At 70.6% G+C, this 25,161-nt stretch carries 26 protein-coding genes; 9 read left to right on the forward strand and 17 right to left on the reverse strand.

The features are described 5' to 3' along the window. Positions 1 to 21 precede the first annotated feature (21 nt). Both ACWD4J_RS12420 and ACWD4J_RS12425 read left to right on the forward strand, forming a co-directional pair. Positions 22 to 576 carry a hypothetical protein gene (locus tag ACWD4J_RS12420; protein ID WP_451395294.1) on the forward strand — a complete coding sequence of 185 codons (555 nt, stop codon included), beginning with the start codon at positions 22 to 24 and terminating at the stop codon, positions 574 to 576. A gap of 5 nt (positions 577 to 581) precedes the next feature. Continuing rightward, the gene (locus ACWD4J_RS12425; RefSeq protein ID WP_451395295.1) at positions 582 to 1,661 is read left to right on the forward strand and encodes an SRPBCC family protein; all 1,080 of its coding nucleotides are present in this window, start codon (positions 582 to 584) and stop codon (positions 1,659 to 1,661) included. A gap of 102 nt (positions 1,662 to 1,763) precedes the next feature. On the opposite strand, the gene ACWD4J_RS12430 is transcribed toward ACWD4J_RS12425, so the two are convergent. The 3 genes from ACWD4J_RS12430 to ACWD4J_RS12440 all read right to left on the reverse strand — a co-directional run bounded on the left by ACWD4J_RS12430 (position 1,764) and on the right by ACWD4J_RS12440 (position 6,150). Next, entirely contained in the window at positions 1,764 to 2,732 is a 969-nt protein-coding gene (locus tag ACWD4J_RS12430) for an SDR family NAD(P)-dependent oxidoreductase (RefSeq protein WP_451395296.1), read from the reverse strand. Positions 2,733 to 2,812: 80 nt separating this feature from the next. After that, positions 2,813 to 4,471 carry an amidohydrolase gene (locus ACWD4J_RS12435; protein WP_451395297.1) on the reverse strand — a complete coding sequence of 553 codons (1,659 nt, stop codon included), beginning with the start codon at positions 4,469 to 4,471 and terminating at the stop codon, positions 2,813 to 2,815. Between the two features lie 167 nt (positions 4,472 to 4,638). Further along, positions 4,639 to 6,150 carry an APC family permease gene (locus ACWD4J_RS12440; protein ID WP_451395298.1) on the reverse strand — a complete coding sequence of 504 codons (1,512 nt, stop codon included), beginning with the start codon at positions 6,148 to 6,150 and terminating at the stop codon, positions 4,639 to 4,641. Between the two features lie 191 nt (positions 6,151 to 6,341). On the opposite strand from ACWD4J_RS12440, the gene ACWD4J_RS12445 reads away from it, so the two are divergent. Next, entirely contained in the window at positions 6,342 to 7,040 is a 699-nt protein-coding gene (locus ACWD4J_RS12445) for a TetR/AcrR family transcriptional regulator (RefSeq protein ID WP_451395299.1), read from the forward strand. Between the two features lie 127 nt (positions 7,041 to 7,167). Here the strand turns inward: ACWD4J_RS12445 and ACWD4J_RS12450 are convergent, their stop codons facing one another. Then, positions 7,168 to 9,612 carry a SpoIIE family protein phosphatase gene (locus ACWD4J_RS12450; RefSeq protein WP_451395300.1) on the reverse strand — a complete coding sequence of 815 codons (2,445 nt, stop codon included), beginning with the start codon at positions 9,610 to 9,612 and terminating at the stop codon, positions 7,168 to 7,170. Positions 9,613 to 9,754: 142 nt separating this feature from the next. Then, positions 9,755 to 10,450: a maltokinase N-terminal cap-like domain-containing protein gene (locus ACWD4J_RS12455; protein WP_451395301.1), complete on the reverse strand. Its 696-nt coding sequence runs from the start codon at positions 10,448 to 10,450 to the stop codon at positions 9,755 to 9,757. Between the two features lie 211 nt (positions 10,451 to 10,661). Between ACWD4J_RS12455 and ACWD4J_RS12460 the strand changes: the two genes are divergently transcribed. Further along, complete coding sequence (locus tag ACWD4J_RS12460) at positions 10,662 to 11,267, forward strand: YdeI/OmpD-associated family protein (RefSeq protein ID WP_451395302.1); 606 nt, start codon at positions 10,662 to 10,664, stop codon at positions 11,265 to 11,267. Positions 11,268 to 11,281: 14 nt separating this feature from the next. On the opposite strand, the gene ACWD4J_RS12465 is transcribed toward ACWD4J_RS12460, so the two are convergent. Further along, entirely contained in the window at positions 11,282 to 12,247 is a 966-nt protein-coding gene (locus tag ACWD4J_RS12465) for a cation transporting ATPase C-terminal domain-containing protein (RefSeq protein ID WP_451395303.1), read from the reverse strand. A 358-nt stretch (positions 12,248 to 12,605) separates the two neighbouring features. Between ACWD4J_RS12465 and ACWD4J_RS12470 the strand changes: the two genes are divergently transcribed. Next, positions 12,606 to 12,890 (forward strand): hypothetical protein, encoded by a 285-nt coding sequence (locus ACWD4J_RS12470; RefSeq protein ID WP_451395304.1) that lies wholly within the window; start codon positions 12,606 to 12,608, stop codon positions 12,888 to 12,890. Positions 12,891 to 12,964: 74 nt separating this feature from the next. Here ACWD4J_RS12470 and ACWD4J_RS12475 read toward each other — a convergent pair whose 3' ends face one another. The 4 genes from ACWD4J_RS12475 to ACWD4J_RS12490 all read right to left on the reverse strand — a co-directional run bounded on the left by ACWD4J_RS12475 (position 12,965) and on the right by ACWD4J_RS12490 (position 14,499). Beyond that, positions 12,965 to 13,162: a hypothetical protein gene (locus ACWD4J_RS12475; protein WP_451395305.1), complete on the reverse strand. Its 198-nt coding sequence runs from the start codon at positions 13,160 to 13,162 to the stop codon at positions 12,965 to 12,967. A gap of 193 nt (positions 13,163 to 13,355) precedes the next feature. Continuing rightward, positions 13,356 to 13,742 (reverse strand): PPOX class F420-dependent oxidoreductase, encoded by a 387-nt coding sequence (locus ACWD4J_RS12480; RefSeq protein WP_451395306.1) that lies wholly within the window; start codon positions 13,740 to 13,742, stop codon positions 13,356 to 13,358. 14 nt (positions 13,743 to 13,756) lie between these two features. Next, complete coding sequence (locus ACWD4J_RS12485) at positions 13,757 to 14,188, reverse strand: SRPBCC family protein (protein WP_451395307.1); 432 nt, start codon at positions 14,186 to 14,188, stop codon at positions 13,757 to 13,759. Then, positions 14,185 to 14,499 carry an ArsR/SmtB family transcription factor gene (locus ACWD4J_RS12490; protein WP_451395308.1) on the reverse strand — a complete coding sequence of 105 codons (315 nt, stop codon included), beginning with the start codon at positions 14,497 to 14,499 and terminating at the stop codon, positions 14,185 to 14,187. The genes ACWD4J_RS12485 and ACWD4J_RS12490 overlap by 4 nt, the downstream gene beginning before the upstream one ends. A 191-nt stretch (positions 14,500 to 14,690) precedes the next feature. On the opposite strand from ACWD4J_RS12490, the gene ACWD4J_RS12495 reads away from it, so the two are divergent. Then, positions 14,691 to 15,107, forward strand: coding sequence for an SHOCT domain-containing protein (locus tag ACWD4J_RS12495; protein WP_451395309.1), 417 nt, complete (start codon positions 14,691 to 14,693; stop codon positions 15,105 to 15,107). Positions 15,108 to 15,198: 91 nt separating this feature from the next. Here the strand turns inward: ACWD4J_RS12495 and ACWD4J_RS12500 are convergent, their stop codons facing one another. Together ACWD4J_RS12500 and ACWD4J_RS12505 are read right to left on the reverse strand one after the other, a co-directional pair. Next, a complete protein-coding gene (locus ACWD4J_RS12500) occupies positions 15,199 to 16,374 on the reverse strand; it encodes an acyl-CoA dehydrogenase family protein (protein ID WP_451395310.1) in 1,176 nt (391 codons plus the stop codon). A gap of 139 nt (positions 16,375 to 16,513) precedes the next feature. Further along, positions 16,514 to 17,227, reverse strand: coding sequence for a ribonuclease H family protein (locus tag ACWD4J_RS12505; RefSeq protein ID WP_451395311.1), 714 nt, complete (start codon positions 17,225 to 17,227; stop codon positions 16,514 to 16,516). Positions 17,228 to 17,302: 75 nt separating this feature from the next. Here ACWD4J_RS12505 and ACWD4J_RS12510 point away from each other — a divergent pair, with 75 nt between their 5' ends. Together ACWD4J_RS12510 and ACWD4J_RS12515 are read left to right on the forward strand one after the other, a co-directional pair. Further along, positions 17,303 to 17,878: a dihydrofolate reductase family protein gene (locus ACWD4J_RS12510; RefSeq protein WP_451395312.1), complete on the forward strand. Its 576-nt coding sequence runs from the start codon at positions 17,303 to 17,305 to the stop codon at positions 17,876 to 17,878. Positions 17,879 to 17,950: 72 nt separating this feature from the next. Beyond that, on the forward strand, positions 17,951 to 19,615 hold the full coding sequence (locus ACWD4J_RS12515; RefSeq protein ID WP_451395313.1) for a protein kinase domain-containing protein: 1,665 nt from the start codon (positions 17,951 to 17,953) through the stop codon (positions 19,613 to 19,615). Between the two features lie 29 nt (positions 19,616 to 19,644). On the opposite strand, the gene ACWD4J_RS12520 is transcribed toward ACWD4J_RS12515, so the two are convergent. From ACWD4J_RS12520 to ACWD4J_RS12530, 3 genes are all read right to left on the reverse strand, one after another. After that, a complete protein-coding gene (locus tag ACWD4J_RS12520) occupies positions 19,645 to 20,562 on the reverse strand; it encodes a cation diffusion facilitator family transporter (RefSeq protein ID WP_451395314.1) in 918 nt (305 codons plus the stop codon). A gap of 58 nt (positions 20,563 to 20,620) precedes the next feature. Continuing rightward, positions 20,621 to 22,201: an aspartate:alanine exchanger family transporter gene (locus ACWD4J_RS12525; protein WP_451395315.1), complete on the reverse strand. Its 1,581-nt coding sequence runs from the start codon at positions 22,199 to 22,201 to the stop codon at positions 20,621 to 20,623. Positions 22,202 to 22,312: 111 nt separating this feature from the next. Beyond that, positions 22,313 to 23,152 (reverse strand): helix-turn-helix domain-containing protein, encoded by an 840-nt coding sequence (locus tag ACWD4J_RS12530; protein ID WP_451395316.1) that lies wholly within the window; start codon positions 23,150 to 23,152, stop codon positions 22,313 to 22,315. Between the two features lie 113 nt (positions 23,153 to 23,265). On the opposite strand from ACWD4J_RS12530, the gene ACWD4J_RS12535 reads away from it, so the two are divergent. After that, positions 23,266 to 23,859 (forward strand): NADPH-dependent FMN reductase, encoded by a 594-nt coding sequence (locus ACWD4J_RS12535; RefSeq protein ID WP_451395317.1) that lies wholly within the window; start codon positions 23,266 to 23,268, stop codon positions 23,857 to 23,859. 19 nt (positions 23,860 to 23,878) lie between these two features. Here ACWD4J_RS12535 and ACWD4J_RS12540 read toward each other — a convergent pair whose 3' ends face one another. Both ACWD4J_RS12540 and ACWD4J_RS12545 read right to left on the reverse strand, forming a co-directional pair. After that, a complete protein-coding gene (locus ACWD4J_RS12540) occupies positions 23,879 to 24,757 on the reverse strand; it encodes a glutathione S-transferase C-terminal domain-containing protein (RefSeq protein WP_451395318.1) in 879 nt (292 codons plus the stop codon). A 224-nt stretch (positions 24,758 to 24,981) separates the two neighbouring features. Continuing rightward, the gene (locus tag ACWD4J_RS12545) at positions 24,982 to 25,101 is read right to left on the reverse strand and encodes a putative leader peptide (protein WP_451395319.1); all 120 of its coding nucleotides are present in this window, start codon (positions 25,099 to 25,101) and stop codon (positions 24,982 to 24,984) included. Positions 25,102 to 25,161 lie beyond the last annotated feature (60 nt).

Consider the following 25,161-nt stretch of genomic DNA (forward strand, 5'->3'; position numbering starts at 1 on the left):
TACAAGAGTGAGGCGGCGATCATGAAAAACAGCCCGGTGGCCCTGGCTTTCACCAGCGGCTACCTCTTCGGGCGCAACCACAGGATGGGATGGGCGCTCGCCCTTGCCGGTGCGGCAGCCGGCAAGCGCCTCGCCGCCGGCCACAACCCGTTGGGCTCCGAGAAGCTGGTGTCCTCCGAGGTCGGCCGTCTGACCGAGGATCTCCGCAACCAGTTGGTGTCCGCGGGCAAATCGGCGGTCGTGGCTGCGGCCAGCCAGCGCATGGAAGCGCTGAGTGACCGGCTGGAGGAGCGGACCTCGGCGCTACGCGCCGAAGGGGGCGGCGGAAAGGCCGGGAAATCGAAGGCACACGGCACGGAGCAAGCGGAGAAGTCAGGGCCTGAGCAGGTAGCTAAGTCCGGGGTCGAGCAAGCGAAGAAGACGTCGCTTGGCCAGGCGGAGAAGCCACGGCCCGCGGAACGGGCCACGAGCGTGAAGCGCTCCGTCGGCAGCAAGCCGAGGAAGGCTGCCGACCGTCCTGCCAGGCCCGCCAAGAAGGCCGTCCCCGAAGGAGCACAGCGGCGAAGCCAGGGGTGAGGACCATGGCTGACCAATCGGACGGACAGGGCGCGGTCGGCGGGCTCGGCACCCTTGCCAGGGAACTGCCCACCGAGCGTCTGATCCACGACACGCAGGATCTGCTCGCCGCGCTGAGCGGGCGAGCCGTGAGCAAAGTGACCGAGCGAGTGACAGGCGGCACGTTGGCGGGCAGGGCGCTACTGAAGCCGCTCCTCAAAGTCGGCGTGCGCAAGGCCGCAGACAAGGTCAAGGAGGCCGTATCGGGCGGCCTGCCTGGTCGCACCGACAAGAGCGTATTCAAGGCCGCCAACATCGTCGAACAGATCGATGTCGGCGTGCCGATCTCCGTCGCCTACAACCAATGGACGGAGTTCGAGCAGTTCCCTTCCTTCATGAAGAAGGTCCAGAAGGTCGAGGAGACCTCCGACACGGAACTCGAATGGAAGGCCAGGGTCTTCCTCTCCACCCGCGAATGGCATTCCGAGATCATCGAGCAGGTGCCTGACAAGCGGATCGTGTGGCGCTCGAAGGCGGTGAAGGGATATGTGGACGGTGCGGTCACCTTCCACGAAGTAGCCCCCGAGCTCACGAGGATCCTGCTGGTTCTCGAGTACCACCCCAAGGGGCTGTTCGAGCACACCGGAAACCTCTGGCGAGCCCCGGGGCGTCGGGCGCGTCTCGAGATGAAGCACTACCGCCGTCACGTCATGACCCGGACCCTGCTGCACCCCGAGAAGGTCGAGGGCCGGCGGGGCGAGGTGCACGAGGGAAAGGTCGTGCGCCGGGCCGAGGAGGCACGCGAGGAGCAGGAACCCGCGAAGGATTACGAGGAAGAAGCGGAAGAACAGGAAGAGGAAGAGGAGCCCGAGGAGGCGCGAGCCGAAGGAGAGCCGGAGCCCGAGGGAGAAGGGCCGGAGGAAGAGGAAGGCGAATCCGAGGAAGAGGCCGAGGGCGAATACGAAGAGGAGCCGGGGGACGAGGCGGAAGAAGACGAGTACGAGGAAGTGCAAGAGGGCGAGGGACAGCCTGAGGACGAGTACCCCGAGGAGGAATACGCGGAGGAGGACGAGGAGGACTACGTCGAGGACCACGAGCATCGCTGACGGACAACTGGCGCAGCGGTGCTGGGCAGGTGGTCTCCGCCTGCCCAACACCGCGCCACTCGGACCGGCCGGCCACATGGGCCGTGGTCGCGCGTCCGCGGTTCAGTCGGCGGCAGCGAACGCGTCCACTCCGGTGAGTTCTGCGGAGAGTGCCCACAGGCGCGCGGCCTGCTCGGTGTCGGTCGCGTAATCGCGTACGCCGACCCACGCGCCGTCGTTCGAGGCGGGCTCGGCGATGTCGCAGTCCTCGCAATACACGCCGCCCACGCCCTGCAGTCGGGGGGAGGTCGCCGCCCACACCTGTGTCGCGGCTCCCTGCTGGGTCGTCTTGAACGCCGTCGGGTCGACCAGTTCGCCGGTCTCGTCGATCCAGCCGCGGTCGATCATCTCCTGCTTGTCGAGGTGACGCTGCAGCGGCGTGAGGATGCCGCCGGGATGCAGTGCGAACGCCCGTACTCCGGCGTCCCGGCCGAGGGTGTCGAGATGCACGGCGAACAGCACGTTGGCCGTCTTCGCCTGACCGTAGGCCTGCCACTTGTCGTAGCCACGCTCGAAGTGGATGTCGTCCCAGCGGATGCCGGAGGCGTGGTGGCCTGCGGACGACACGGAGACGATGCGGGCCCCGCCCGGCGCGATCGCGGGCCAGAGCCGGTTGACGAGCGCGTAGTGGCCGAGGTGGTTGGTCGCGAACTGGGCCTCCCAGCCGGGGCCGACCCTGGTCTCGGGACAGGCCATGATCCCGGCGTTGTCGATGACGAAGTCGATCGTGCGGCCGGAGGCGAGAAAGCGTTCGGCGAAGGTGCGCACGCTGTCGAGGTCGGCGAGGTCCAGTTCGTCGACCTCCGCCCCCTCGATGTCCGCGACCGCGTCACGGGCGGTCGCGGGACGCCGGGCTGGTACGACGACATGGGCGCCCGCGCGGGTGAGCGCACGCGTGGTCTCCAGCCCCAGACCCGAGTAACCGCCCGTGACGAGCGCGAGCTTCCCGGAGAGGTCGATTCCCTGCAGGACGTCGTCGGCGGTGCTCCGCGCTCCGAATCCCGATCCGATCTTGTGCTGAGGAGTTGCCATGTCCCGGATGCTACGAATGTGAGTGCACTCCAGGGCAAGCCGACACCGGCGCCGCGGATATCTCAGACGTCTCAGGGCTCTCAGGCGTCAGGCGCCGCGTACACCCGGCGGCCGTCCACGAAGGTCTGCAGGACCCGGGCCGCAGCGATCTCCACAGGCAGCCCGGCGAAGGGGTCCCGGTCCAGGACGACGAGGTCGGCGAGCTTGCCCACGGCGATGCTGCCGGTGGTGTCGTCCAGGTGGTTCGCATACGCGCTGCCGGCTGTGTACGCGGCGATGGCGGCCCCCAGGTCGATGCGCTGCTCGGGCAGGAACACCCCCGTGCCGTCGGGCGCGGCGGGGGCGATCCGGTTGACGGCCACGTGGATGGCTGCCAGCGGGTCGGGGCTGCTGACCGGCCAGTCGCTGCCCGCCGCGAGGGTGGCGCCGGCGCGCAGCAGATCGCCGAACGGATACTGCCAGGTGCCGCGTTCGGCGCCGAGGAAGGGCAGGGTGAGCTCGTCCATCTGCGGTTCGTGCGCGGCCCACAGCGCCTGGATGTTGGCGGTGGCACCCAGGGCGCGGAAGCGTCGGACGTCGTCGGGGTGGACGACCTGGAGATGCGCCAGGTGGTGCCGCGTGTCGCGCCATCCGTTGGCGGCGCGGGCGGCCTCGACCGCGTCGAGTGCCTCACGCACCGCGCGGTCGCCGAGTGCGTGGAAATGGACCTGGAAGCCGAGGGCGTCGAGTTCGGTGACGTACTTCTTCAGCTCGGCCGGCTCGACGAAACTGATGCCGCTGTTGTCGGAGGCGCAGCCGCAGCCGGTGAGGTACGGGTCCAGCATGGCGGCGGTGTGGTTCTCGGCGATGCCGTCCTGCATGATCTTGACGGTCGTGGCCTGGAACCGGTCGCGACTCAACTCCTTGCGCAGTTCGACCAGTTCGGGGATCTGCTCGGCACCCCGGCCGCGGTCCCACCACAGTGCGCCGACCACCCGGGCGGTGAGCAGCCCGTCGGCCAGGGCGGCGTGGTAGGCGGGGGCAGGGTCGGTCATGTTGGTGTAGGTGCCGATGATGGCGTCCTGCCACGCGGTGACCCCCTGCGAGTGGAGCACGGCCTGGGCGCGCAGCAGGGCGGCGGTCTGCTCCTCGGGCGTCGGGTCGGGCACCAGCCGGCCGACGACGTTGGCCGCGCCTTCCTGGAGCATGCCGGTCGGGTTGCCGTCGGCATCGCGTTCGATACGGCCGTCGGCGGGGTCGGGGGTGCGGGCGTCGATGCCCGCCCGTTCCAGGGCCCGGGTGTTGACCCAGGCTCCGTGGTGGTCGCGGTTGGGCAGGAAGACGGGCCGGTCGGGGACGATCGTGTCGAGGAGGGCGGCGGTGGGCGTGCCGCCGGGGAATGCCTCCATGGACCAGCCGCCACCGGTGATCCACTCGGCGTCCGGGTGCTCGTCGGCGTACGCCTTGATGCGCCGCAGGTACTCCGCCGGGTCGACGGTGTCGCCGAGGTGGCACAGCCCCAGCTCGAGGCCCGCACCCTGGGGGTGGACATGCGCGTCCTGGAAACCGGGCAGCAGCAGCCGCCCGGCGAGGTCGACGACCTCGGTGCGGGGGCCGATCAGCTCGTGGACCTCGTCGTGGCCCACGGCTGTGATCCGCCCGCCGCGCACGGCCACGGCGGTGGCACGACTGCGGGCGGGGTCGACGGTGTGGACGGGTCCGCCCGTGAGGACCAGATCGGCGGCCTGGAGGTGGGACATGAAAGTGGACTCCAAGGTGGGTGCGGGCCGGACAGCCGTGCGGCCATGGGCGGGGAGGGGGTCGGACGGCCGCAGCGAGGTGCCGTGCGCAAGGTGACGCCGGACGGCCGTACGACCCGAGGGCAGGACGGAGCTGGACGGCAACACGCTGCCATGCGGGGCCGGCGTCAGATGGCCGTTCGGTCCATGGGCAGCGTGAGGGCGTCGGCGTCGGTGCCGCGTCCGGTGGCGAAGTACGGCGAGCGGCGGGCGTACTTGGCGACGGCAGCCATGACGAGCCCGGTGACGACGATGGTGGCGGGCAGCGAGAACATGAACCAGCCGTTGTCGGGGCTGAGTTCGAAGTGGTCGCTCATCGTGAGGTACGAGTACCCGAGGTAGGCGCCGAGGCCGAGCAGGACCAGGCCGGACGCGGCAGGGACACCGACCGCGAGCAGTGCCTCACGGAGTCCGTCGCGCAGGGCGGTGCGGAAACGGACGGCGCAAGCGAGGGCCGTGAGGCCGTAGTAGAGGGCGACGACCAGACCGATGGCGTTGACGGCCGCGAGCAGCATGTCGCTCAGCTTGGGGATGGCCACGGCCAGCAGGGCGATGCCGGCGGAGATCGACATCACGATGACGGTTCCGGCGGCGGGCGTGCCGTACTTGGGGTGGACCCGGGTCCACACCGGGCCCAGGGTGCGGTCGCGGCCCATGGCCAACAGCCCGCGGGCGGTGGGGATGACGGAGGCCTGAACGGAGGCGACGGCCGAGAACATCAGCGCGAGCAGGGGCAGGCTCGCCCATGGTTCGGCGGCCAGCTTGGCGCCGAGGTACGGCAGGGCCTGGGGGCCGTTCTTGATGAGTTCGGTCAGGCTCATCTCCCGCTGGAAGGCGACGGAGGCGAAGAGGAACAGGCCGAGCATGGCGAACAGGGCGATGAAGCCGCCGCGGGCCGAGTCCTCCGGGCTCTTGGTCTCCTCGGTGACGCTGAAGGCCGCGTCCCAGCCCCAGAAGAAGAACACCGCCAGGACGAGTCCCTGGGCGAATGCCGTGCCGCTCGACATCGCGAACGGGTTGAACCACGACAGCGAGAACTCCTGCGAGCCCGTGACCAGGGCCCACGTACAGAAGCTCAGCAGCACGGCGTACTCGAAGATCAGGAGACCGAACTGGAACCGGGTGGCGCTGCGCACGCCGGTGACGGCCAGGACCGTGACCGCGGTCAGCGTCACCAGTCCGACGACGGTGCTGACCGCGGTGGACGTCGGATCGAGGCGCACCCCCGCGACGCTGTTCAGGCCCGCCTTGTTGGCGAAGATCAGCACGACCGAGCCGGTGACCGCGCTGGTGTAGGCGAGGAAGATGATCGATCCGACGAGGGTGACCCAGCCGGTCAGGAAGCCGGGCCAGGGGCCGAGGGACTTGCCGACCCACGTATAGCCGTTGCCGCAGTTGGGTTCCGAGCGGTTGAGGCGGGCGTAGGCGGTGGCGATGCCGAGCACGGGCAGGAACGCCAGCAGCAGGAGGGCGGGGCCCTGGAGCCCCACGGTGGCGGCGATGGTGCCCATGCCGATGGCGATGCTGGTGGTGGCCGCGGTGCTGGAGGCGGCGATGGCGACGCCGTCGAGGACGCCGAGGGAGCGGCGCAGTGGGGCGGGAGAAGCTGACTGTGCTGGTCTGGGTGCGGTCTGGGACATCGGGAGGGCTCCTCGCGAGGACGGGGACGGGCGGGGAAGAGCCGTGCGGGAATGCGGTGGAGCAGCAGATGCGATGGAACATCCGAGGTCCATCCGGCGTCAACGGTGTTGACATAAGCCTGTGCCGGGCCGTTCACTGCAACCGGCCGGCACAGACCGCGACCGGCCCGCACAGAGCGAGAGGAACCGGTATGCCCACCCGTGTCCCCCAGGAGAGCAGACGCCGTCGCCCCACCCGCTCGGGTGTGCTCCTGTCCCAGGACCTGATCGTGGAGACCGCGCTGCGGCTCATCGGCGAGCACGGCCCGGAGGCACTGAGCGTACGTCGTCTCGGCAGCGCCCTGGGATGCGACCCGAGCGCGCTATACCGTTACTTTCGCAACACCGACGACCTGTTGCTCGCCGTCGCCGACCGGATCATCGGCGACGCCATGGCGGGGTTCACGCCCGGTCCGGACTGGATCGCCTCGCTCCACGAGATGGCGCTGCGGGTGCGCGCCGGGTACCTCGCCCATCCGCGGGCGGCCGCCATGGCCTCGTACCGTGTGACCCGCCGCGAGAACGAGTTCCGTGCCGTGGAGACCGGCGTGGCCCTGCTGCTGTCGGCGGGGTTCGCCCCTGATCGCGCCGTCCGTCTCTACCTGGCGTTCATCGACACCGTCCTCGGTCACGCGGCCATGGACGCCGCCTGCCTGGCACTTCCCCGGCAGCAACGCGAGGCCGACCGGCAGGCGTGGACGGAGGTGTACCAGGCCGCGGACGCCGAGGCGTACCCGGCCCTCAGGACGGTACGCGGCGAGCTGCACGCCATGGGGGAGAGCTCCTTCGAGGAAGCGGTGGACCTGCTGCTGGCCGCCCTGGCCGCCCGCGCCCCCGCCGCGCAGCCCTGATGACAACCTGACCGGGGTGGATGGCGGTTCGGACGCCCGGTACCGCTGTGTTCCGCCAGGTGCCGCGCCGAGGGCCTACGGCGGCCCGGCACGAGCGGTAGGCCGACCCGAGCGGCAGGCCGCCACATCAGACCGGCAGAGGGTGGTCCGGCAGCCGCTGTTCCGCCCAGATGATCTTGCCGGTGCGCGTCTGGCGGCTGCCCCATCGGTCGGCGACCTGGGCGACGAGGAGCAGCCCTCGGCCTCCTTCGTCGAAGGCGCGGGCCCGGCGCAGATGCGGGGCGGTGCTGCTGCCGTCGGACACCTCGCAGATGAGGGTGTCGTGGCGGATGAGCCGCAGCTGGATCGGCGGGCTGGCGTGGCGGATCGCGTTCGTGACCAGCTCGCTGACGATCAGCTCGGTGGCGAACGTCACCTCCTCCAGCCCCCAGGCGGCGACCTGCTCGACAGCCGCCTTACGGGCCTCCGCGACGGTCGTGGGGTCCGGTCGCAGAGGCCAGGTGCACACCCGGCCGGAGTCGAGTGCCCTGGTCCTGGCCAGGACCAGGGCCACGTCGTCGGCGGGGCGGCCCGCCAGTACGGAACCCAGCACCGAGTCGCAGATCGTCTCCAGCGAGCGGGCGGGGTCGCGGAGCGCCTGCCGCAGCAGGTCCATCCCGGTGTCGACGTCCCGGCCGGCGGCCTGGATCAGGCCGTCGGTGTACAGGGCGAGCAGGCTTCCCTCCTCGAGTTCGATCTCGGCGGCTTCGAACGGCAGGCCGCCCAGGCCCAGCGGCGGTCCCGGCGGCAGGTCCAGGAACCGCACGGTGCCGTCCGCGGTGACCACGGCCGGCGGCGGATGGCCCGCACGCGCGAGGCTGCAGAGCCGGGTGACGGGGTCGTACACGGCGTACAGACACGTGGCGCCGACCTCGCCCGTGGTGCCCTCCGCGGGCCCGCGCACATCCGGCCCTTCCTCCCGGTCCAGGCGGATGACCAGGTCGTCGAGGCGGGTGAGCAGCTCGTCGGGGGCCAGATCGACATCGGCGAGGGTCCGTACGGCGGTCCGTAGCCGGCCCATGGTGGCCGACGCGTGGATGCCGTGGCCCACCACATCACCCACGACCAGGGCGACCCGCGCGCCCGCCAGCGGGATGGCGTCGAACCAGTCCCCGCCGACGCCGGTACCCGAGCCCGCAGGCAGATAGCGGTAGGCGACCTCCACCGCCGCCACACCGGGCGGCCGCTCGGGCAACATGCTGCGCTGGAGCGCGAGCGCCGTCCTGCGTTCGCGGGTGTAACGGCGGGCGTTGTCGACGGCCACCGCCGCCCTGGCGACGATCTCCTCCGCGAGCAGCATGTCGTCCTCGCTGAAGTCCTCAGCGGTTCGGTGCCGCAGCAAGAGCACCAGCCCCAGGGTGGTCCCGCGGGCACGCAGCGGCACCAGCATCACCGAATGGATCAGGTACTTGCGGTGGCTCGCGGCGCGGGCCGGGTACTCCTTGACCCACCGCAGCAACAGGGGATCGTCGGCGTGATGCAGGGCGGCCCTGCCGGTGGCCAGTGCCTGGACCGGTGAGGAGTCCGGCGGGTAGGTCTCGCTCTGTCCGGGCTGGGTGGCGGACTCCGGGCAACCCTCCAGCACCGACCGCTGTGCGGCCCTGCGGAAGACGACCGGCCCGGCGCGCGGCACCGGTTCCGGCTCGTCGCCGCGCTCGACGGACTCCAGGAGGTCGACCGCGACGAAGTCGGCGAGCCGCCCCACGGCCACGTCCGCGAGTTCCTCGGCCGTTCTGATCACGTCCAGCGTGCTGCCGATGCGCACGCCGGCCTCGTTGAGCACCGTCAGGCGGCGCCGGGCCCAGTACTGGTCGGTGCTGTCGAACACCACCGCCGACACCCCGTGCACGGCGCCGGTCTCGTCCCTCAGCGGGAAGAAGAACATCGACCAGGAGTGCGCCCGGGTCTCCCCCGGCGACTTGCCGTACGCCTCGTGGATCACCGTCTCACCGGTGCGCAGCACCTGACACTGGAGACGGTCGAACTCGTCGAACGGCTGGCCGGCTTCGATCTCCCGCAGGCGCAGACCCAGCATCTCCTCCACGGACCTGCCCATCAGGCGGACCATGCCGTCATTGGCACCGACCATCCGTGCCTCGCCGTCGTAGACCGCCACGGGAAACGGGAGCTGAACGAGCGTCCGGTCCCAGAGCACCGCCGCCTCCGGTTCGGAGGGAGCCGTCGCCATGGAAAACGTCTCGCCGGTCACCAGCCACAGGCCCTGGCTGCCGGTTCCCACCAGCGGTCCGACCTGGAGCCGCACCACGACGCGGCTGCCGTTGCGGTGCCGCAGCGCCACCTCACTGGCCCATACACCGGGCCCGGTGACGCGGCGCCGCGCAGCGGCGGGCAGACCGGCGGCGAGCAGGGTGTCCGCGGCCCGGCCCACCACCTCGTCGGCCTCGTATCCGAGCAGACGCCGAGCGCCGGCACTCCATGCCGTGATGACTCCGCGTGCGTCGATGACCACGGCCAGGTCCCGTGGTACTCGCTCCTCCCCCGGCCGCCGAGTGGTGACGGGCTCCTGGTCCATGAGGTGCTCACCCTCGTTCTCGCCGCTGCCGGCCCCCTGGGGCCGTGTCTGCGAACGCCGCACATCAGGCGCTTCCTCCAGGGTCCTGCGGCGAAGGCCCGGTATCAAATGACGGCGGTCCCGTGGTGAGGCCTGTGGTGCGTCAGGGCGCTGCCTCGCAAAGGGCTGCGAACACGTCGCGGCTCTCGCCGCCGTCCGTCAGACGCCAGCCTGCTGTGACGTGTCCCTGGGCATCGTTCACGTCCGAGTGGGACGGCTGGTCCGACCGCAGGAGGCGCGTCACCTGGATGGTCCAGCGTCCCGCGGACCCGGCGTCCGACCCGGCTGCCGTCGTTGTCTCCAGTACGAGATCGGTGCGGTGCGCCCCGTTGTCGACGGCTGTCGGCTCAAGTCCGACGGGGACGCCGGATCCGGCGAAGTACGCGGTGACGGACGGGTCGGGGGTGTTGCTCACGCTCTGTGCCTGCGGCTCGGCACGGCCCTGGAGAAGTGCCAGCAACTGGGCGACGAGCACGGGATCGTGGGTGCCGTCGTACACCCAACGCCGTCCCAGCACCCCGTGCTCGGACGTGCCGATGAGGGCGTGGTCGGCTCCGTCGAGCGGTGCCCCGCGGTAGGTGAGCGGTACGTGGTACGACATCGGCCGATCGCCGGACTCGTCCGTCACCACCATGAACTCGATCCCCACTTCGCCTTGCGGGTCGTCGAGCCGGAAGCCCCCCGTCTTGGACAGCCGCGGCTCGTGCCCCGGGCCGACGTACCACGGCTGGGTGGGAAGCCAGGGCTCCAGCAGCTCCAGCTTGGTGGGCTTCATGGTGGTGTGGTGGATGAGTGACATGCCTGCTGAACGCCTTCCGTCGGGGTGCGCCTGTGCGCCGTCGTCCGTGCCTTCGTGTGTCGTCCGTGCCTGTGTGCGTCGGCACGGTCAACTCCCGGGCGAGCGCCAGCCTCTCGTATCCGACGGGCACGGCGCGAGCGCTTTCACGGGGGTGGTTCCCTACTCAACGGCCTCGTTGCACGCCGCTCCCGCCTCCGCTTGGATGCCGCCCATGACACCAACGGAGCACGCCGGACCCGGAACCCGCCCCGAGCCCACCCACCGTTTCGCCGACCCGAAGGCCTGGACGGCGTGGCTGGAGGAGCACCACGACCGGAGCACCGGCGTGTGGCTGCGCATAGCCAAGAAGGGCACCGGCGAGACGACGGTCACCACGGCCGAAGCTCTCGATGCGGCCCTGTGCTTCGGGTGGATCGACGGGCAGCGCAAGCGGGAGGACGACACGTACTTCCTGCAGCGGTACTGCCCGCGCCGGCCGAGCAGCACGTGGTCGCAGATCAACCGGGAGAAGTTGCGGGTCCTCACCGAGCAGGGCCTGATGCGGCCGGCGGGGCTGCGGGATGTGGAACGAGCGAAGGCGGACGGCCGGTGGGACGCCGCGTACGCCGGTCAGGCCACGGCGACCGTCCCCGAGGATCTGCAGGCCGCGCTGGACGCCGACCCTGTGGCGGCGGGGTTCTACGCCGGCCTCGACAGCCGCAACCGTTACGCCCTGTACCACCGCCTGCAGACGGCGAGGCGTCCCGAGACGCGGGTCCGGCGTCTGACACAGTTCATGGAGATGCTGCGTGAGGGCCGGAAGTTCTACGACCAGTGACGCCCGTTCGCGCTTCACAGCGCGGCGCGGGCCCTGGTCACCGCCGCGGGGACCCTGCTGACCGCCGCCGGGAGGACGAGCGAGCTCGCGGTCGCTCCTGTCGCGGCGGTCAGGGCGATGGCCCAGCCGACCGGGCCGAGTGGGGTGCAGCCGAAGAAGTGGCTGAGGCCGGGGGTCTGGACGACGGCCGCGAGTGCGGCCATGGAGCCGAGGGACGCGGCGACGATCGTGCGGCTGCGGCCGCCTGCCAGGAGCGTCTGCCCGAGTTGCGTGCCCACGAGCGCGACGAGGGCGACGGTGCGGGCGCGGACGGCGCGGCCCGTGAAGCGGGCGGCGAGCCAGCCGGCGGTGGCGCCGAGAGTGGTGGCCACGGCACGTACGACGGTCTCCTCGGTGAGGGCCGAGCCGAGGGACGCCTCGGGCCCTTCGTGGAGCATGCGCCCGGCCGCCTCGGGGTGGGGCGGGCGCAGCACGACGGCCATGGCCGGGGCGAGGTCGGTGAAGAGGTTGACCAGCAGGAGTTGACGGGCCGTCAAGGGCACGTCTCCCACGGCCAGTTCGTCGGCCGGGACGCTGGTCTCCCGCCCGTCGCGTACCGCTGAGGCCATGACGGCCGCCTCGCGGCGCAGCCGGGCGACGGCCCGGTCCGTCGAGTTCCGCTGGATCGCTCCGATCAGCCCGGACACGGCGGTGACGGCGATGATCAGGCCTGCGTCGAGGACCGCGCCGACGGCCGCCGACAGGGCCGCTCCCGCGCCCAGGATCGGGGTGAGCGGGTTGGCCATCTCCGTGAGATAGGCCCTCAACATGTCCCGCGCGAGCAGCGCCGCGTCGTCCTCATTGCGGTCACGCAGCCCGCGTACGGCGATATGGATCCGCTCCTCGAAGAACCGCGCCCGCCGCGGCTCAGCGGGGCCACCGAGCACACCGGTAGCGGACGACACGACGGCGCGCAGCAGTCCGCTCCCCGGAATTCCCACTGTGCGTCACCGGCTTTCTGAGCTCGGGCGTGTCTCATCAGCCGTACCACGGGTAGCCGGGAATCACAGCTTCAATCGACGCACTTTCGGCGGCTCCGTGCGTCCGAGGGCGCGCCAGAATTGAAGGTGACGCGTGACGCACCCTTCTCGGACGAAAAGGAGGAGACGCATGCCCAGGACAGCGGGAACCACGCGGAAGACCACCGCGTCGCGACCCGCGCCGCGTAAGAGGGTCGCAGCGACGCAGGTCGAGGATCAAGCGACGCAGGTTCAGGACGAGACCGAGAGGACCGAAGACACGCAGGTCCATCGTGGGCCGGGGGGTCTGACCCTGCACACGCACACGTACCACCCCCCGATGCCGGTTCCGTATCTCACCCGGAAGGACCTGACCGCCACAGCCCGGGCGGCTACGTCGATGCTGCCCGGCATGCCGGGACGCCCACGAGCCAAGGACGTCGCCTTCTACGGCGGCCTGGGAGCGCTCACCGTGGCCGGGGCGCTGGAGTGGCCGGTCGCCCTGGCCGTCGGCGGAGCCACGTGGCTGGTGCGCAGCACGGGAAAGGAAGCGCGTAGGGAAATCATGGAGTCGCGGCAGGAGAGGGGCTCCCGAGAGGTCGGTTCCGCCCGCCGGGCTGCCTGACCGCCATCACGATCCGGCGCGCGGCGGCCTCAGCCTGTCGTGCGCCGGGGAACCAAGGCGGCGGCTGTGAGGGATCAGGCCATTACCGGCGCCGTGCGCAGGTGATGCGAGTACGTCGTCCACAACTGCCACAGAAGGCGAAGGATGATGGCCTCGGCGACCGCGACGCCGACCTTCGCGAGTACTGCCACAAGAAACGCGCCCATGGTGCTGTCTTTCTGTGCTTCGGAATGCGAGTGTCCGCTTCCGAATGTGGCCGCTTCGGTGACCACAGGGCCGTCGTTCAGGGGTATGTCCGATGTCGCTTAGGTGAACGGAAGGTGTTGCGGGATTCCCCGTGGCGGTGCGTGTCGCGGCAGGCACCGAGAGCATTCCGCGTGTACCGAGAGCGCTCCCGTCGTACACGGAGAGCGCTCCTGTCGTACACGGAGAGCGCTCCTGTCGTGCACGGAGAGCGCTCCCCCGTCACTCCGCGAGCGAAATACAGATTCCGACCGTCCCGCTGACGCCGCGTCGCAATCGGCTGCCGAACAGCGTCAACCGGCCGATGAGACCGTATTTCCGAGCGATCAGCGCCCGATAACGGGCCGTGTCGGCCGCGTCACAGATCTCGGCGGTGGCCGGCACCTGGTCGCCGGTCGGATTCCCCCGCATATCGCAGGGCCCCACCAGCACATCGGCGCGGTGGCGGATCCGCTTCACCTTCCAGGAGTCCGCGGCCGTCCACACTCCGAGGGCGCTCCCGTCCCGGATCACCCAGACGGGCGTGGACACGGGAGTGCCGTTCCTGCGGAAGCTGGTGACCAGAAGGTACTTACCGTGTGAGAGCCGTGTCAGCAGTGTCTCGTCCATGGCCGCCTGGCATATCACATACCGGCGAGTACGGGACCCATGCCTGCGAGTACGCCTGGCCAGCCCCGGCCCATGCCGTCCAACGCCGCCTTGCCGATCGGAGAGTCGAGGTCGAACCCGGCGTGCTCGAGGAACAGCCTGGTGCCGCTTCCCTCGGGCTCCAGACGCCAGGTGATCGTGGTGTCGAGCGAGCCCTCGGCAAAGGTGTAGCTGATCATGCGCTCCGGTTCAACGGCGGTCACTTCGCACTGCTGCGAGCCCCAGGGGCCCATGTCCAGGGTGAAGCGGTGCCCGACGACGGGCCGTACGTCTCCCTCGGCCCACCACCGCGCATGCAGCTGCGGGTCGGTCAGGACCTGCCACACCTTCGCCGGTGGGTGGGCCAAGAACTGGTCGCATCGGATCACTGTGGGATCGGCCTTGGCATCGTCCTTGGGATCGGTCACGGGTTTTCCTCATCGAGCAGGTCACGGAGCGAGCGCATCCGTGCGCGCCAATAGTGTTCGAAGGGGTGAAGCCACTCGCGGACCTCGTCGAGCGGTTGCGGCTCGAGGTGGTAGTACCGCTGCCGGCCCCTGGGCTCCTCCCGCACCAGGTTGGCCTGGCGCAGGACCTGAAGGTGCTCCGAGACGGCAGGCCGGCTCAGCTCGAACTCGCTCACGAGGTCGTTGACCGCGCGCGGACCGTCGCGCAGCGCGTCGAGCAGCCGACGGCGCACCGGGTTGGCCAGCGCGCTGAAGACGTCGTGTGTCGGCACACGGAGAAAATACGTCGGAAATCTCCGACACGTCAAACGCGGTACGCGGCGCGGGCGGCATGGACGGTCGTCGCCGCCCGGGGTTCGCCTAGCGATCAGCGACCAGGCACGTGACCATGGGGATGGGCCTCGGCACGGCCGGCCCACGAACCATCCGACCCGTGGGGGGATGGCGTGGACAGGAGAAGACAATGGACGGCTACACGTACCTCGCGTACGACTACCCGGTCCTGGGTGCGTTCTGGACCATGATGTGGATCTTCCTCTGGGTCTTGTGGTTCTTCCTGCTCTTCCGGATCGTCTTCGACATCTTCCGCGACGACAGCATGAGCGGGTGGGGTAAGGCGGGATGGCTCGTGTTCGTGCTGATCCTTCCGTTCCTCGGCTGCTTCGTGTACCTCCTCGCCCGCGGCAAGGACATGGGCAAGCGTGAGATAGAGCAGGCACGGGCCCAGCAGAAGGCGTTCGACAGCTACATCCGCGAGACCGCCGGCGGTGCGGGCAAGCCGAGCGAGGTCGAGGAACTCGCGAAGCTCTCGGAGATCAAGGCCAGGGGCGACCTCTCGGAAGAGGAGTTCCAGCGGGCCAAGCAGAAGATCCTGCACTGAACCCGCGGGGTGTCCGCCGCGCCGCGGGTGGCCGACGACGCTCCTCGCGGGCCTGACGCCCCGCTCGACCTCCCGTGTCAGCGACCGCGCCTCAGCGGAAGGCGCCCTCCCCCGTGAGTGCCTTGCCCAGGACCAGCGTGTGCACCTCGCTGGTGCCCTCGTACGTCAGCACCGACTCGAGGTTGTTGGCGTGCCGCATCACCGGATACTCCAGGGTGATGCCGTTGGCGCCGAGGATGGTGCGGCACTGCCGGGCGATGTCGATCGCCTCCCGCACGTTGTTGAGCTTGCCCACGCTGACCTGCTCGGGCGTGAGCCGGCCGGAATCCTTCAGCCGGCCCAGGTGCACGGCGAGCAGCATGCCCTTGCCGAGCTCCAGCGCCATGTCCGCCAGCTTCTGCTGGGTCAGCTGGTACGAGGCCAGCGAGCGGCCGAAGACCGTGCGGTCGCCGGCGTAGGAGATCGCGGTCTCAAGGCAGTCCCGGGCGGCGCCAAGAGTGCCGAACACGATGCCGAACCGGGCCTCGTTGAGGCAGCCCAGCGGGCCGGACAGGCCGCGGGCGCCGGGGAGCACCGCGTCAGCGGGCAGCCGCACGTCCTCCAGGACGAGTTCGCTGGTCACGCCGGCCCGCAGGGAGAGCTTGCCCTTGATCTCAGGGGCGCTGAACCCGGGGGTTCCGGCGGGCACCAGGAAGCCCCGCACACCCTCGTCGGTGCGGGCCCACACCACGGCGACGTCGGCCACCGAGCCGTTGGTGATCCACATCTTGGTGCCGCCCAGAACCCAGTCGGAGCCGTCGCGCTTGGCGCGGGTGCGCATGGCGCCCGGGTCCGATCCGGCATCCGGCTCGGTGAGTCCGAAGCAGCCGATCTTCTCGCCCGCGGCCATGCCCGGCAGCCACTGCTGCTTCTGCTCCTCCGAGCCGTGCTTCCAGATCGCGTACATCGCGAGCGACCCCTGCACGGACACCAGGCTGCGCAGCCCGGAGTCGACCGCCTCGAGTTCGAGGCAGGCGAGACCGTACGACACGGCGTTGGTGCCGGCACAGCCGTAGCCCTCCAGATGCATGCCGAGCACACCGGTCTCGCCCAGACGGCGGGCGAGTTCGCGGGCCGGGATCGCGCCGTGCTCGAACCACTCGGCGACGTGCGGGCGCAACTCGCGTTCTCCGAGAGTCCGGACGGTCCTGCGGATCTCGCGCTCCTCGTCGGACAGCAGCCCGTCGATGGCGAACAGATCGAAGGGGTGGACGGGCGATGACGTCATTCCGGCCTCCTGGCTGTGACTCCCCACCGAGACCAGTGCCGGCCCCGGCCCGGAGGGCACCCTAGGCCCTGACGGTTCCACGCTCCGGCTGCCGGCCGCTGGTCGGCACAGGCGCGCCCCACGTCCACCGTCCGTCCGCCTATGCCGTTCGGCACTCCGGGTGGCCCCACCCCTGCGCGTTCTTGGCGATGGACTCGCCGGCCGCGTACGAGCGGCCGCAGACGCACCGGCCCGGGAACTTCGCCTTGATCGTCCGTGAGCCTCCCGAGGCACGCTGCCGCGGCGCAGCGGCCGCCTGCGCCGGGCCGCCCGCAGAGCGGCGGCGCGCACCGCCGGCGGGGACGACGTCGGGTGCGTGCGGCGGCTCCGGGGAGTCGTACTCGCTGCCCGCCGGTTCCTGGACGAGCGCTGCGTGGCTCGCGGCCCGGTCGGCGAAGTCGTTGAGCCGGTCGCCGTCGACCTGGTGTGCCGGGACGTAGCGGAACTCCACCGAGCGGCCGTCGAGCAGCGCGTCGATGCGCTCGACGAGCTCCTGGTTGGCGACCGGCTTGCCCGCCGCCGTCTTCCAGCCCTTGCGCTTCCAGCCGGGCAGCCACGTCGTGACGGCCTTCATCGCGTACTGGGAGTCCATCCGGATCTCCATCGGCACGGACGGGTCGACGGCCGTCAACAGCCGCTCCAGCGCGGTGAGTTCCGCGACGTTGTTGGTCGCCTTGCCCAGCGGGCCGGCCTCCCACCGGTCAGGGATCTCCTCGGCCCCGGCGATGACCCAGGCCCAGCCTGCGGGCCCCGGATTCCCCTTCGAGGCCCCGTCGCACGCGGCGACAACACGTTCCACCATGTCTCCGATCATGCCAGTACCGTGAGGGTGGCCCGGCCACACCGGCCGGAGGCCGCCGCCCGGCTCGTCTGCTCCGGAAGGACCGCGATGAGGAAGATCGTGCTGATGATGTCGGTGTCGCTCGACGGCTTCTTCGAGGGACCGGACCGCGAGATCGACTGGCACATGGTCGACGACGAACTGCACGACCACTTCAACGAGCAGCTCAGAGCGATGGGCGCGTTCCTGGACGGACGCGTCTCGTACGAGCTCATGGCGGAGTTCTGGCCGACGGCCGACTCCGATCCCGCCAGTGCCCGGCCCATGGTCGAGTTCGCCGCCATCTGGCGGGACATGCCCAAGATCGTGTACTCGCGGACCCTGGAGCGGGCCGACTGGAACACCACCATCGTGCGGGACGTGGTGGTCGACGAGGTCATGGCGCTCAAGGCCCAGCCGGGCGGAGATCTCGCGCTCGGCGGTGCCGGCCTGGCCGCGGCCTTCATGAAGCACGATCTGATCGACGAGTACCGTCTCTACGTCCACCCGGTGCTCATCGGCCGGGGCAGGCGCCTGTTCGAGGAGACGGACACAACGACCCGTCTTCGGTTCGTCGAAACGCGGACGTTCGGCAACGGAGTTGTGCTCCTCCGTTACGAGCGGGTGGACACCTCCCCTCGCTGATCAGCTCAAGTCCGGCACTCGATATCGTGTCGCCACGAATCGAACGCAGGCAGGCAGGCGGAGGGGTGCGCTGTGTCGGACGAAGGGCGGCTGGTCGCCGGGCGATACCGGCTTACCGAGCAGATCGGCCGTGGGGGCATGGGCACCGTGTGGCGTGCCCAGGACGAGCTCCTCGGCCGTCAGATCGCGCTCAAGCGGCTGCATGTGCAGCCGCATCTGGCCGACGACGAGCTGATCACTCTCTATGAACGCACCCGCCGCGAGGCGCGCAGCGCCGCCCGTATCGCTCACCCCAACGTGGTGGTGGTCCACGACGTCGTCGAGGACGACGGACTGCCGTGCATCGTCATGGAGTACGTGCCCTCGACCACCCTCGCGACGCTCCTCAAGGGCGGCAGGACCATACCGCCCACGGAGGCCGCCCGCATCGGGCGCGGCATGATCGCCGCGCTGAGGGCCGCACACGCGGCCGGGGTCCTGCACCGCGACGTCAAACCCGGCAACGTGCTGCTCGGCGCCGACGGCCGGATCGTCCTCACCGACTTCGGCATCGCCATGGCGACCGGAACCTCGACGCTCACCAAGCCCGGGGAGGTCGTCGGGTCGATCGACTTCATCGCGCCGGAGCGGATCAGGGGCAGGACGCCCGGTCCCGCCTCGGACCTGTGGGCGCTGGGTGCCACGCTCTATCAGGCGGTGGAGGGGCGTCCGCCGTTCCGCAAGGACACGGCGGTGGAGACGGCGTACGCGATCGCGGTCGACCCTGCGGAGCCGATGAAGCAGGCGGGGCCGCTCGAGCCCCTGATCAAGGCGCTGTTGGCCAAGGACCCCGAGGAACGGCCCTCGGCGGAGGAGGTCGAGCGGGGGCTGCGGGCACCGGAGGCGCAGGCGGCGACGGCGATGACGCCGGTCGGGACCCCGGCCCCGCAGCACAGCGTCTCGGACCGGGGCGCCTCGAGTCTGACGTGGGACGGCGTGACCGTCGTGGACGACGCGGCCTCGGGCCGGGACGGCGAACTGTCGTATGCGGCAGCGGACCCGGCGCCGGGCGGGAATGCGGCGGCGCCGGAGCCGGTACGGAGCGGTGGCGACGGCAGGAGCGGCCGCGGTCGCCGGAGCCGTGCGCCGCTGTGGACCGCCGTGGCGGTGGTGGTCGTGGCCGCGGCCGTGGCGGGTGGGCTCTATGGAATGTCGCGCAGCCCGTCCGGCACCCCGCACAGCGCGTCCGGCGGCGGCACGGCGACGACCGCCGCTGCGACCACCCCCGCGGCCGCACCGACGTCGTACGCGCCTTCGCCCGTCCCCCAGGGCTACCACCTGGTCGAGGAACCGAAGCTCGGGGTCGCCTTCCCCGTACCGGACGGCTGGAGGCCCGGCGAGCGTTCCGCCGAGCAGGTCAACTACATCGACAGTTCGGGCCTGGTCGGCATCACGATCGGCGTCGTGGACCCCGCGGGCTCGGACCCGCTGGCGCACTTCGAGGACGTCGAGACGAACACGAAGGTCAACTATTCCGTGTACCGGAGGCTGTACCTTCAGCACGCCACGTTCCGCGGGCAGCGCGCGGCGGTGTGGGCGTTCACGTTCCAGGGGCGGGTGCGCGGGTTCCGCGCCGTCGAAATCGGGTTCACGCAGGACGGCAAGGAGTACGACATCTACCTCTCGGCCCCCGAGACGACGTGGGACAAGTACCAGCCGGTCTTCGACAGGGTCAAGGACGGCTTCCGTCTGAGCTGAGCCCGTCCGGCGACATGGCCGGTGCCGCGTCAGAGCACCAGCTCCGGGTCCGTGGTGACCTCGACGACGACCCACGGGTTGTAGGGCAGGGCGGCGAGCTCGTCGCGCAGCGTCCGCCGCACACGGTCCTCGTCCGTGACGTTCCAGCGGCCCGGCGGTACCACGAAGCCGACCTCGACGTAGAGCTTCTGGCCCACCTTGCTCGTGCGCAGCACCGGCTCGGGCAGCCGTTCCACGACCCGCACGCTTTCGACGGCATCGCGGATCAGCTGCTCCACGGCCGGCTCGGGCGCGGACTCCAGCAGTTCGGACGCGGCCTGACGGAGCATGCGCACGGGCAGCCGGGCGAGCATCACGCAGGTCACCAGGACCAGCACCGAGTCGGTGTACGCCCTGGCGCCGCGCCACGCCGTCGTGCCCAGCAGGATCGCGACGACGCCGCCGGCCACGACGACGAGGCTGGTCACGGTGCCCGCGAGCCAGGCCGTCGCCTCCGCCCGGATCAGGTCCGACTGCGGACCCCGCCGCACCAGATAGCCGTACGCCGCGAGGCTCGCGAGTCCACTCACCGCTCCGTACACGACCAGGGCCCCCGCCGCCACGTCGGACCCGCCCTCGAGGATGACCCGGACGGCCTCCACGGCGGCGTAGACGAGCGTCCCGAGCAGCGCAAGGCCCTGCACGCCCACGACGAGGGGCACGAGCGACTCCCGGCCGAAAGGGAAGCGCGGCGTCGGGCCGGCGGCGGCGAGGCGTGAGGCGTACAGCGCGAGCCACGACAGCCCCAGGCCGAGGACGACGTAGACACCGTCGAGCAGGATCACCTGCGAGCCGGCTGCCAGCCCCCAGGCCAGAGCCACGACCGCGAGCGCGACCGAGACTGCCATCGAAGCCCTCAGCGCGCGCTGCTCGTACCGCGCCGACCGGGACGGTTCTCCACCCGCCATCACACCATGGTCACGGGGTCCGGCTGCTACGGCGACCGGACTGTACGCGGCCGTCGTTCTAGAGGCCGACGATGAGCTGGATGCAGACGATCTTCACGAGGATGGCGAGGGCGAACAGCGTCGAGTAGCCGGTGTTGACGCGGCTGTCGGTGACCCGGCTGTTGGCGTACGCGGTGATCGCCGGATTGCCGACGTACCCCGCGAGCAGGCCCATCGTGCGCTCGCGGCTCTGCCCGAGCAGTCGGCACGCCACGACCAGCAGCGCATAGCTGACGACGGCTCCGATCAGCAGAACGACCAGGAGTTTCAGGCCGAACAGCGAGAAGGCGTCCCGTCTGAAGGAGTAGCCGGAGGTCAGCCCGACGCAGGCGAGGAAGACCAGCAAGCCGATCTGACGCAAGGTCACGTTGGCCCGGGTCGGCAGCGTCCATACCAGCGGCCCGGTACGACGCCGCCAGCCCAGCACCATCGCCACGAGCAGCGGGCCGGCAGCCGTGCCCAGGGAGAGCGTGGTGCCGCCGATGGTCAGGCTCGGGATGCCGATCAGGAAGCCCAGGGCGAGTCCGAGGCCGAGACTCACGGCGCTGACCTCGCTGACCTTGGCCTCGGTGTCGCCGAGCAGGTTCGTCACCTCGGTGGCCCTTTCGCGCGGCATCACCACGCGTACGCGGTCGTCGAGTTGCAGCAGGAGCCCGCCGTGCGCCAGCAGGTCCACGTCACCACGCCGTACCCGGGACGCCATGGCTCCGAAGCGGCCCTCGAGGTCGAGTTCGCCGACGGTGCGTCCGGCGAGGTCGGGGTTGGTGAGCAGAATGCGCCGGTAGTCGACGGTGTCGCGCCGGTCGAGGAGGTGGTCGGGCGCGTACTCGCCGAGGGCCTTCGCTCCCGCTTCGACCTCGTCGGGCCCGCCCACCAGGACCAGTTGGTCGCCGGCGGCCAGCTGATCGAGGCTGTGGGCGACACTTGTCGCCCCGTCGCGGGAGCGGATCGCGCTGGCCAGCAGACGTCTCTCGGCGACGCCGGGGACCCGGGCCCACTCGGTGGGCCGCGTCACCAGGACCGTTCGGGTGACGAGCCGGTCGGGCAGGCCCTCACCGGGGTCGCGGCGGGACGGCCAGTTGCGCCGCCCCGCGATCGCGGCGACGAACATGATGGTGACGATCACGGCCAGGGGGTAGCCGATCGCGTAGCCGGTGGCGGGCTCGGTCGGGTCCGCGGAGGCGGCCTGCGCGGCTGCCAGGCCGGGTGTGGTGGTGCCGATGCCCGCATAGCCGCCCGCGAGGAAGGGGCCGCTGATGCCGAACACCGAGTTGCCCAGGAATCCCACCGCCAGGGCGGTGATGACGAGGGCTGCCACCGCACCGAGCATCACGATCAGTTGCGGCCTCAGTTCGCGGAAGAAGGCCGGTCCGGCCTCCAGGCCCACGGTGTAGACGTACAGCGCCAGCCCGAACACCGAGAGTCCGGCGGGCACCGCCGGGCCGATGTCCGGATCCAGCGCCCCCACCAGCAGGCCGACGAACAGGACCCCCGCCGCCCCCAGCTTCACCGGCCCGAAACGCACCATGCCGAAGAGCGACCCCAAGGTGATCACTGCGAAGAGCGTCTCCCAGGGGTTGTCCGCGAAGAACTGCCACATACGCACACTCAGCCACACCGCCGGGCGGTTCGCATGTCCACCCGGGCAGCCGAACGACGGGCGGACCGCGGGCGCGCCGGACTGGCCGACGGCGGGGTCCGGCCGGCCGCGTCAGGTGATCGCGCGGAGGATGCGGTCGGGTCGGCGGCGCAGCCGCTCCATGGCCTGCGCTGTCGCTTCGTCGGCGGGCAGCAGAACGACCAGTTCCTGCGCGTCGGTTCTCGGCAGTTCCAGTCTCTCCCGGTGCCAGCGCAGCTCGTGCGCGGTGGGGTGGTTGAGCCGGAGCGGGAGGTGCGGTGGGGGCAGGTGGTGGTTGAGTCGTCGGGTGAACTCGGTTCCGGCGACGGGGGCGAGCTCGGCCTGGAACCACTCGGCGGTTCCCGCGGTCGGCGCGAGCCACAGATCGAAAGCTTGTTCGTCGGCGACCTGGTCCCAGTCGGCGAAGAACGTCCGGGCGCGCGGATCGGTGAACACGTACCGCGTCAGGTTCGGCGACTCGGTCTCCAGCAGCCCGATCCCGCGCATCACCAGGTCGAACCCACTGGTGTGGGCGAGCAGGTCGCCCAGGCGGTTGGTGACGAACGCGACCCCGGGCTCGAGAAGCCGGAGGGTCTCCAGCACGGTCGGCCGCACCTGGCGGTTGGGCGGTGCCGGCCGCTGATGCCCGACGCAGGCTCCGCCAGTGATCTTGGCGAGGTAGCGCAGGTGATCGCGCTCGGTCGCATCCAGGCTGAGGCCGTCTGCCAGAGCGTTCACCACGGCAGGGGACGGGTTGCGGTCTCGTCCCTGCTCGATGCGGGTGAGGTACTCGACGCTGATCCCGGCACGCATGGCCAGGTCCGAGCGTCGCAGTCCCGGGGAGCGGCGGCGGCCGCGGTCGGGCAGCCCCAACGACTCCGGCTGGATGCTGTCGCGCTTGGCGCGGATGAAGTCGCCCAACGGCGTGCTCATGTTCAGGAGTCTATGGCGATACCGACGTCCCTTGACCCCCGCAGGGTGGCCCTGCGGGGGCCAGTCTGCGCCCGGCCTGGTTGCCCTCGTCGCAGCGATGGATCGTTGAGCGCATGAATGAGAAGCACAGGTTGGTCATCATCGTCGGAAGCGTCCGAGAGGGCCGGTTCGGGCCGGTCGCCGCTTCCTGGGTCGCCGAACAAGCACGTGAACACGGCGGGTTCGATGTCGACATCGTCGACCTCGCCGATGTCGAGATTCCGTTGTCGTTGCCGGCGGTGTCACCGAAGTTCGCCGGCGACGCCTACCCGCGCCCGGAGTCGATGGCGTCCCTGACGTCCCGTCTGGACGAGGCGGACGCGTTCATCGTGGTCACGCCGGAGTACAACCACAGCTACCCCGCCTCGCTGAAGGCCGCCATCGACTGGCACTTCACCCAGTGGACGGCCAAGCCCGTCGCTTTCGTCAGCTACGGAGGCGCGGCCGGCGGCCGCCACGCCGTCCTCCACCTGGAGAACGTACTCACCGAACTGCACGCGGTGACGATCCGCGACGGCCTGGCGTTCCCGAACTACTTCACCACCTGGGAGGACGGCCGGCCCCTGGACCCGGAGACGCCCGGATACGCCAAGACCCTCCTTGACCAGCTCGCCTGGTGGGCCGCCGCGCTGCGTACGGCACGCGATGCGGCCCCGTACCCGGCCTGAGGGTTCGGCTGCCGATCCGTCAGGCCGTCTGCTCCCGGGCTGTCGCGGCGCCCTGTGGTGCGTATGCGGCCGCCCAGTCCACGATCTGCACGGCCGCACCGGCGGACTCCAGGCCCTGGCAGTGTGCGTCGTGCCTGCGGCCGATGCCGTCCAGGTCGAGGTGGGAGCCGAAGGCGGCCAGCGACGCCAGACGACGGGCGTACGCCCACAGCCGGGGGTGACCGGCGATGCGGTGCACCGCTGCGGCGTCCAGGTGGCGGCGGTGCACGGTGTCCAGCTGCAGCAGTGTGACCCACACCTGCACGTCGGCGGTCGTCAGTTCGCCGCCCAGTACGTGGTCCTGGAACGCGAGCCGCCGCTCCAGCTCGTCCAGCGCGGCGAAGAGGGTGCCGAGAGCGGCGTCGCGGGCAGTGCGGTCGATGCCGGGCTGCCCGGCGCGCTGCGCGGCTTCGTTGATGCCCTGCTCACAGAGGCACCCGAGGGCGTCGCTCTCCTCCTCTGAGCCGTAGGGCTGCAGATCCGGGCTGCGGTCGCCGAACTGCCGTACCAGGTCTCGCAGGATGTCCGGGGTGTGCGTACTGACGATCCGTCCCGTCCATCCGTCGCTGAGCACCGGAGCCGCGGCAGGTCCCGGGTACTGGTGCGCACTCGCCTCGTACAGCGGACGCAGAGCGGCATGGCTGCCGTCGGGACCGTCCGGCACGGACGGCAGCAGCGTGACGGGGAGCGCCTCGCCGAGGCCGAGCAGGCTGTGGGTGATGGCGATCTGGAGACAGTAGGGGCAGGTGAGGGAGAGATGGAGCCGGTAGCGGTGCGGTGCGGCGTAGTAGCCGCTGCGGGTGTCGCAGCCGATCCTTCCGCGGAAGGGCGGCGTTGCAGTCGAAGGTGCGGCGAGCATGGGTCTCCCTCGGTCCGGTCCGGGTTGCGGCACGCGGCTGATGGCGGGCGGTCTGCTACGTCGGGTTGGTGACGCAGACATGCGGCGGGCGTGGCGCGCGGCGGCGTCGGCGCGCGACCAGGCACCTGGAGATCAGGAGTCGGGAACGCGAAGTGGGAGGGGGTGCGGTGTCACAGCCGCGACGTCGCTGCTGCCTGCGGAATTCCGCTGCTACCGCTGCCGCCTCACGCAGGAAGACTCGCCGCGCTGCAGACGCGCAGCAGATCGACGTGGCGACGGGAGGTCAGCAACGGCAGCTGGAGCGCGCGAACCGCGCGGCTGGTGCCCAGCTCCGAACGCTCCATGATCTCCTGCCCGTTCGCTCGCATACTGCCTGGAGTGTCGAACTACTCGCGGGCCTCGTC

It is taken from the genome of Streptomyces sp. NPDC002577 (assembly GCF_053594815.1).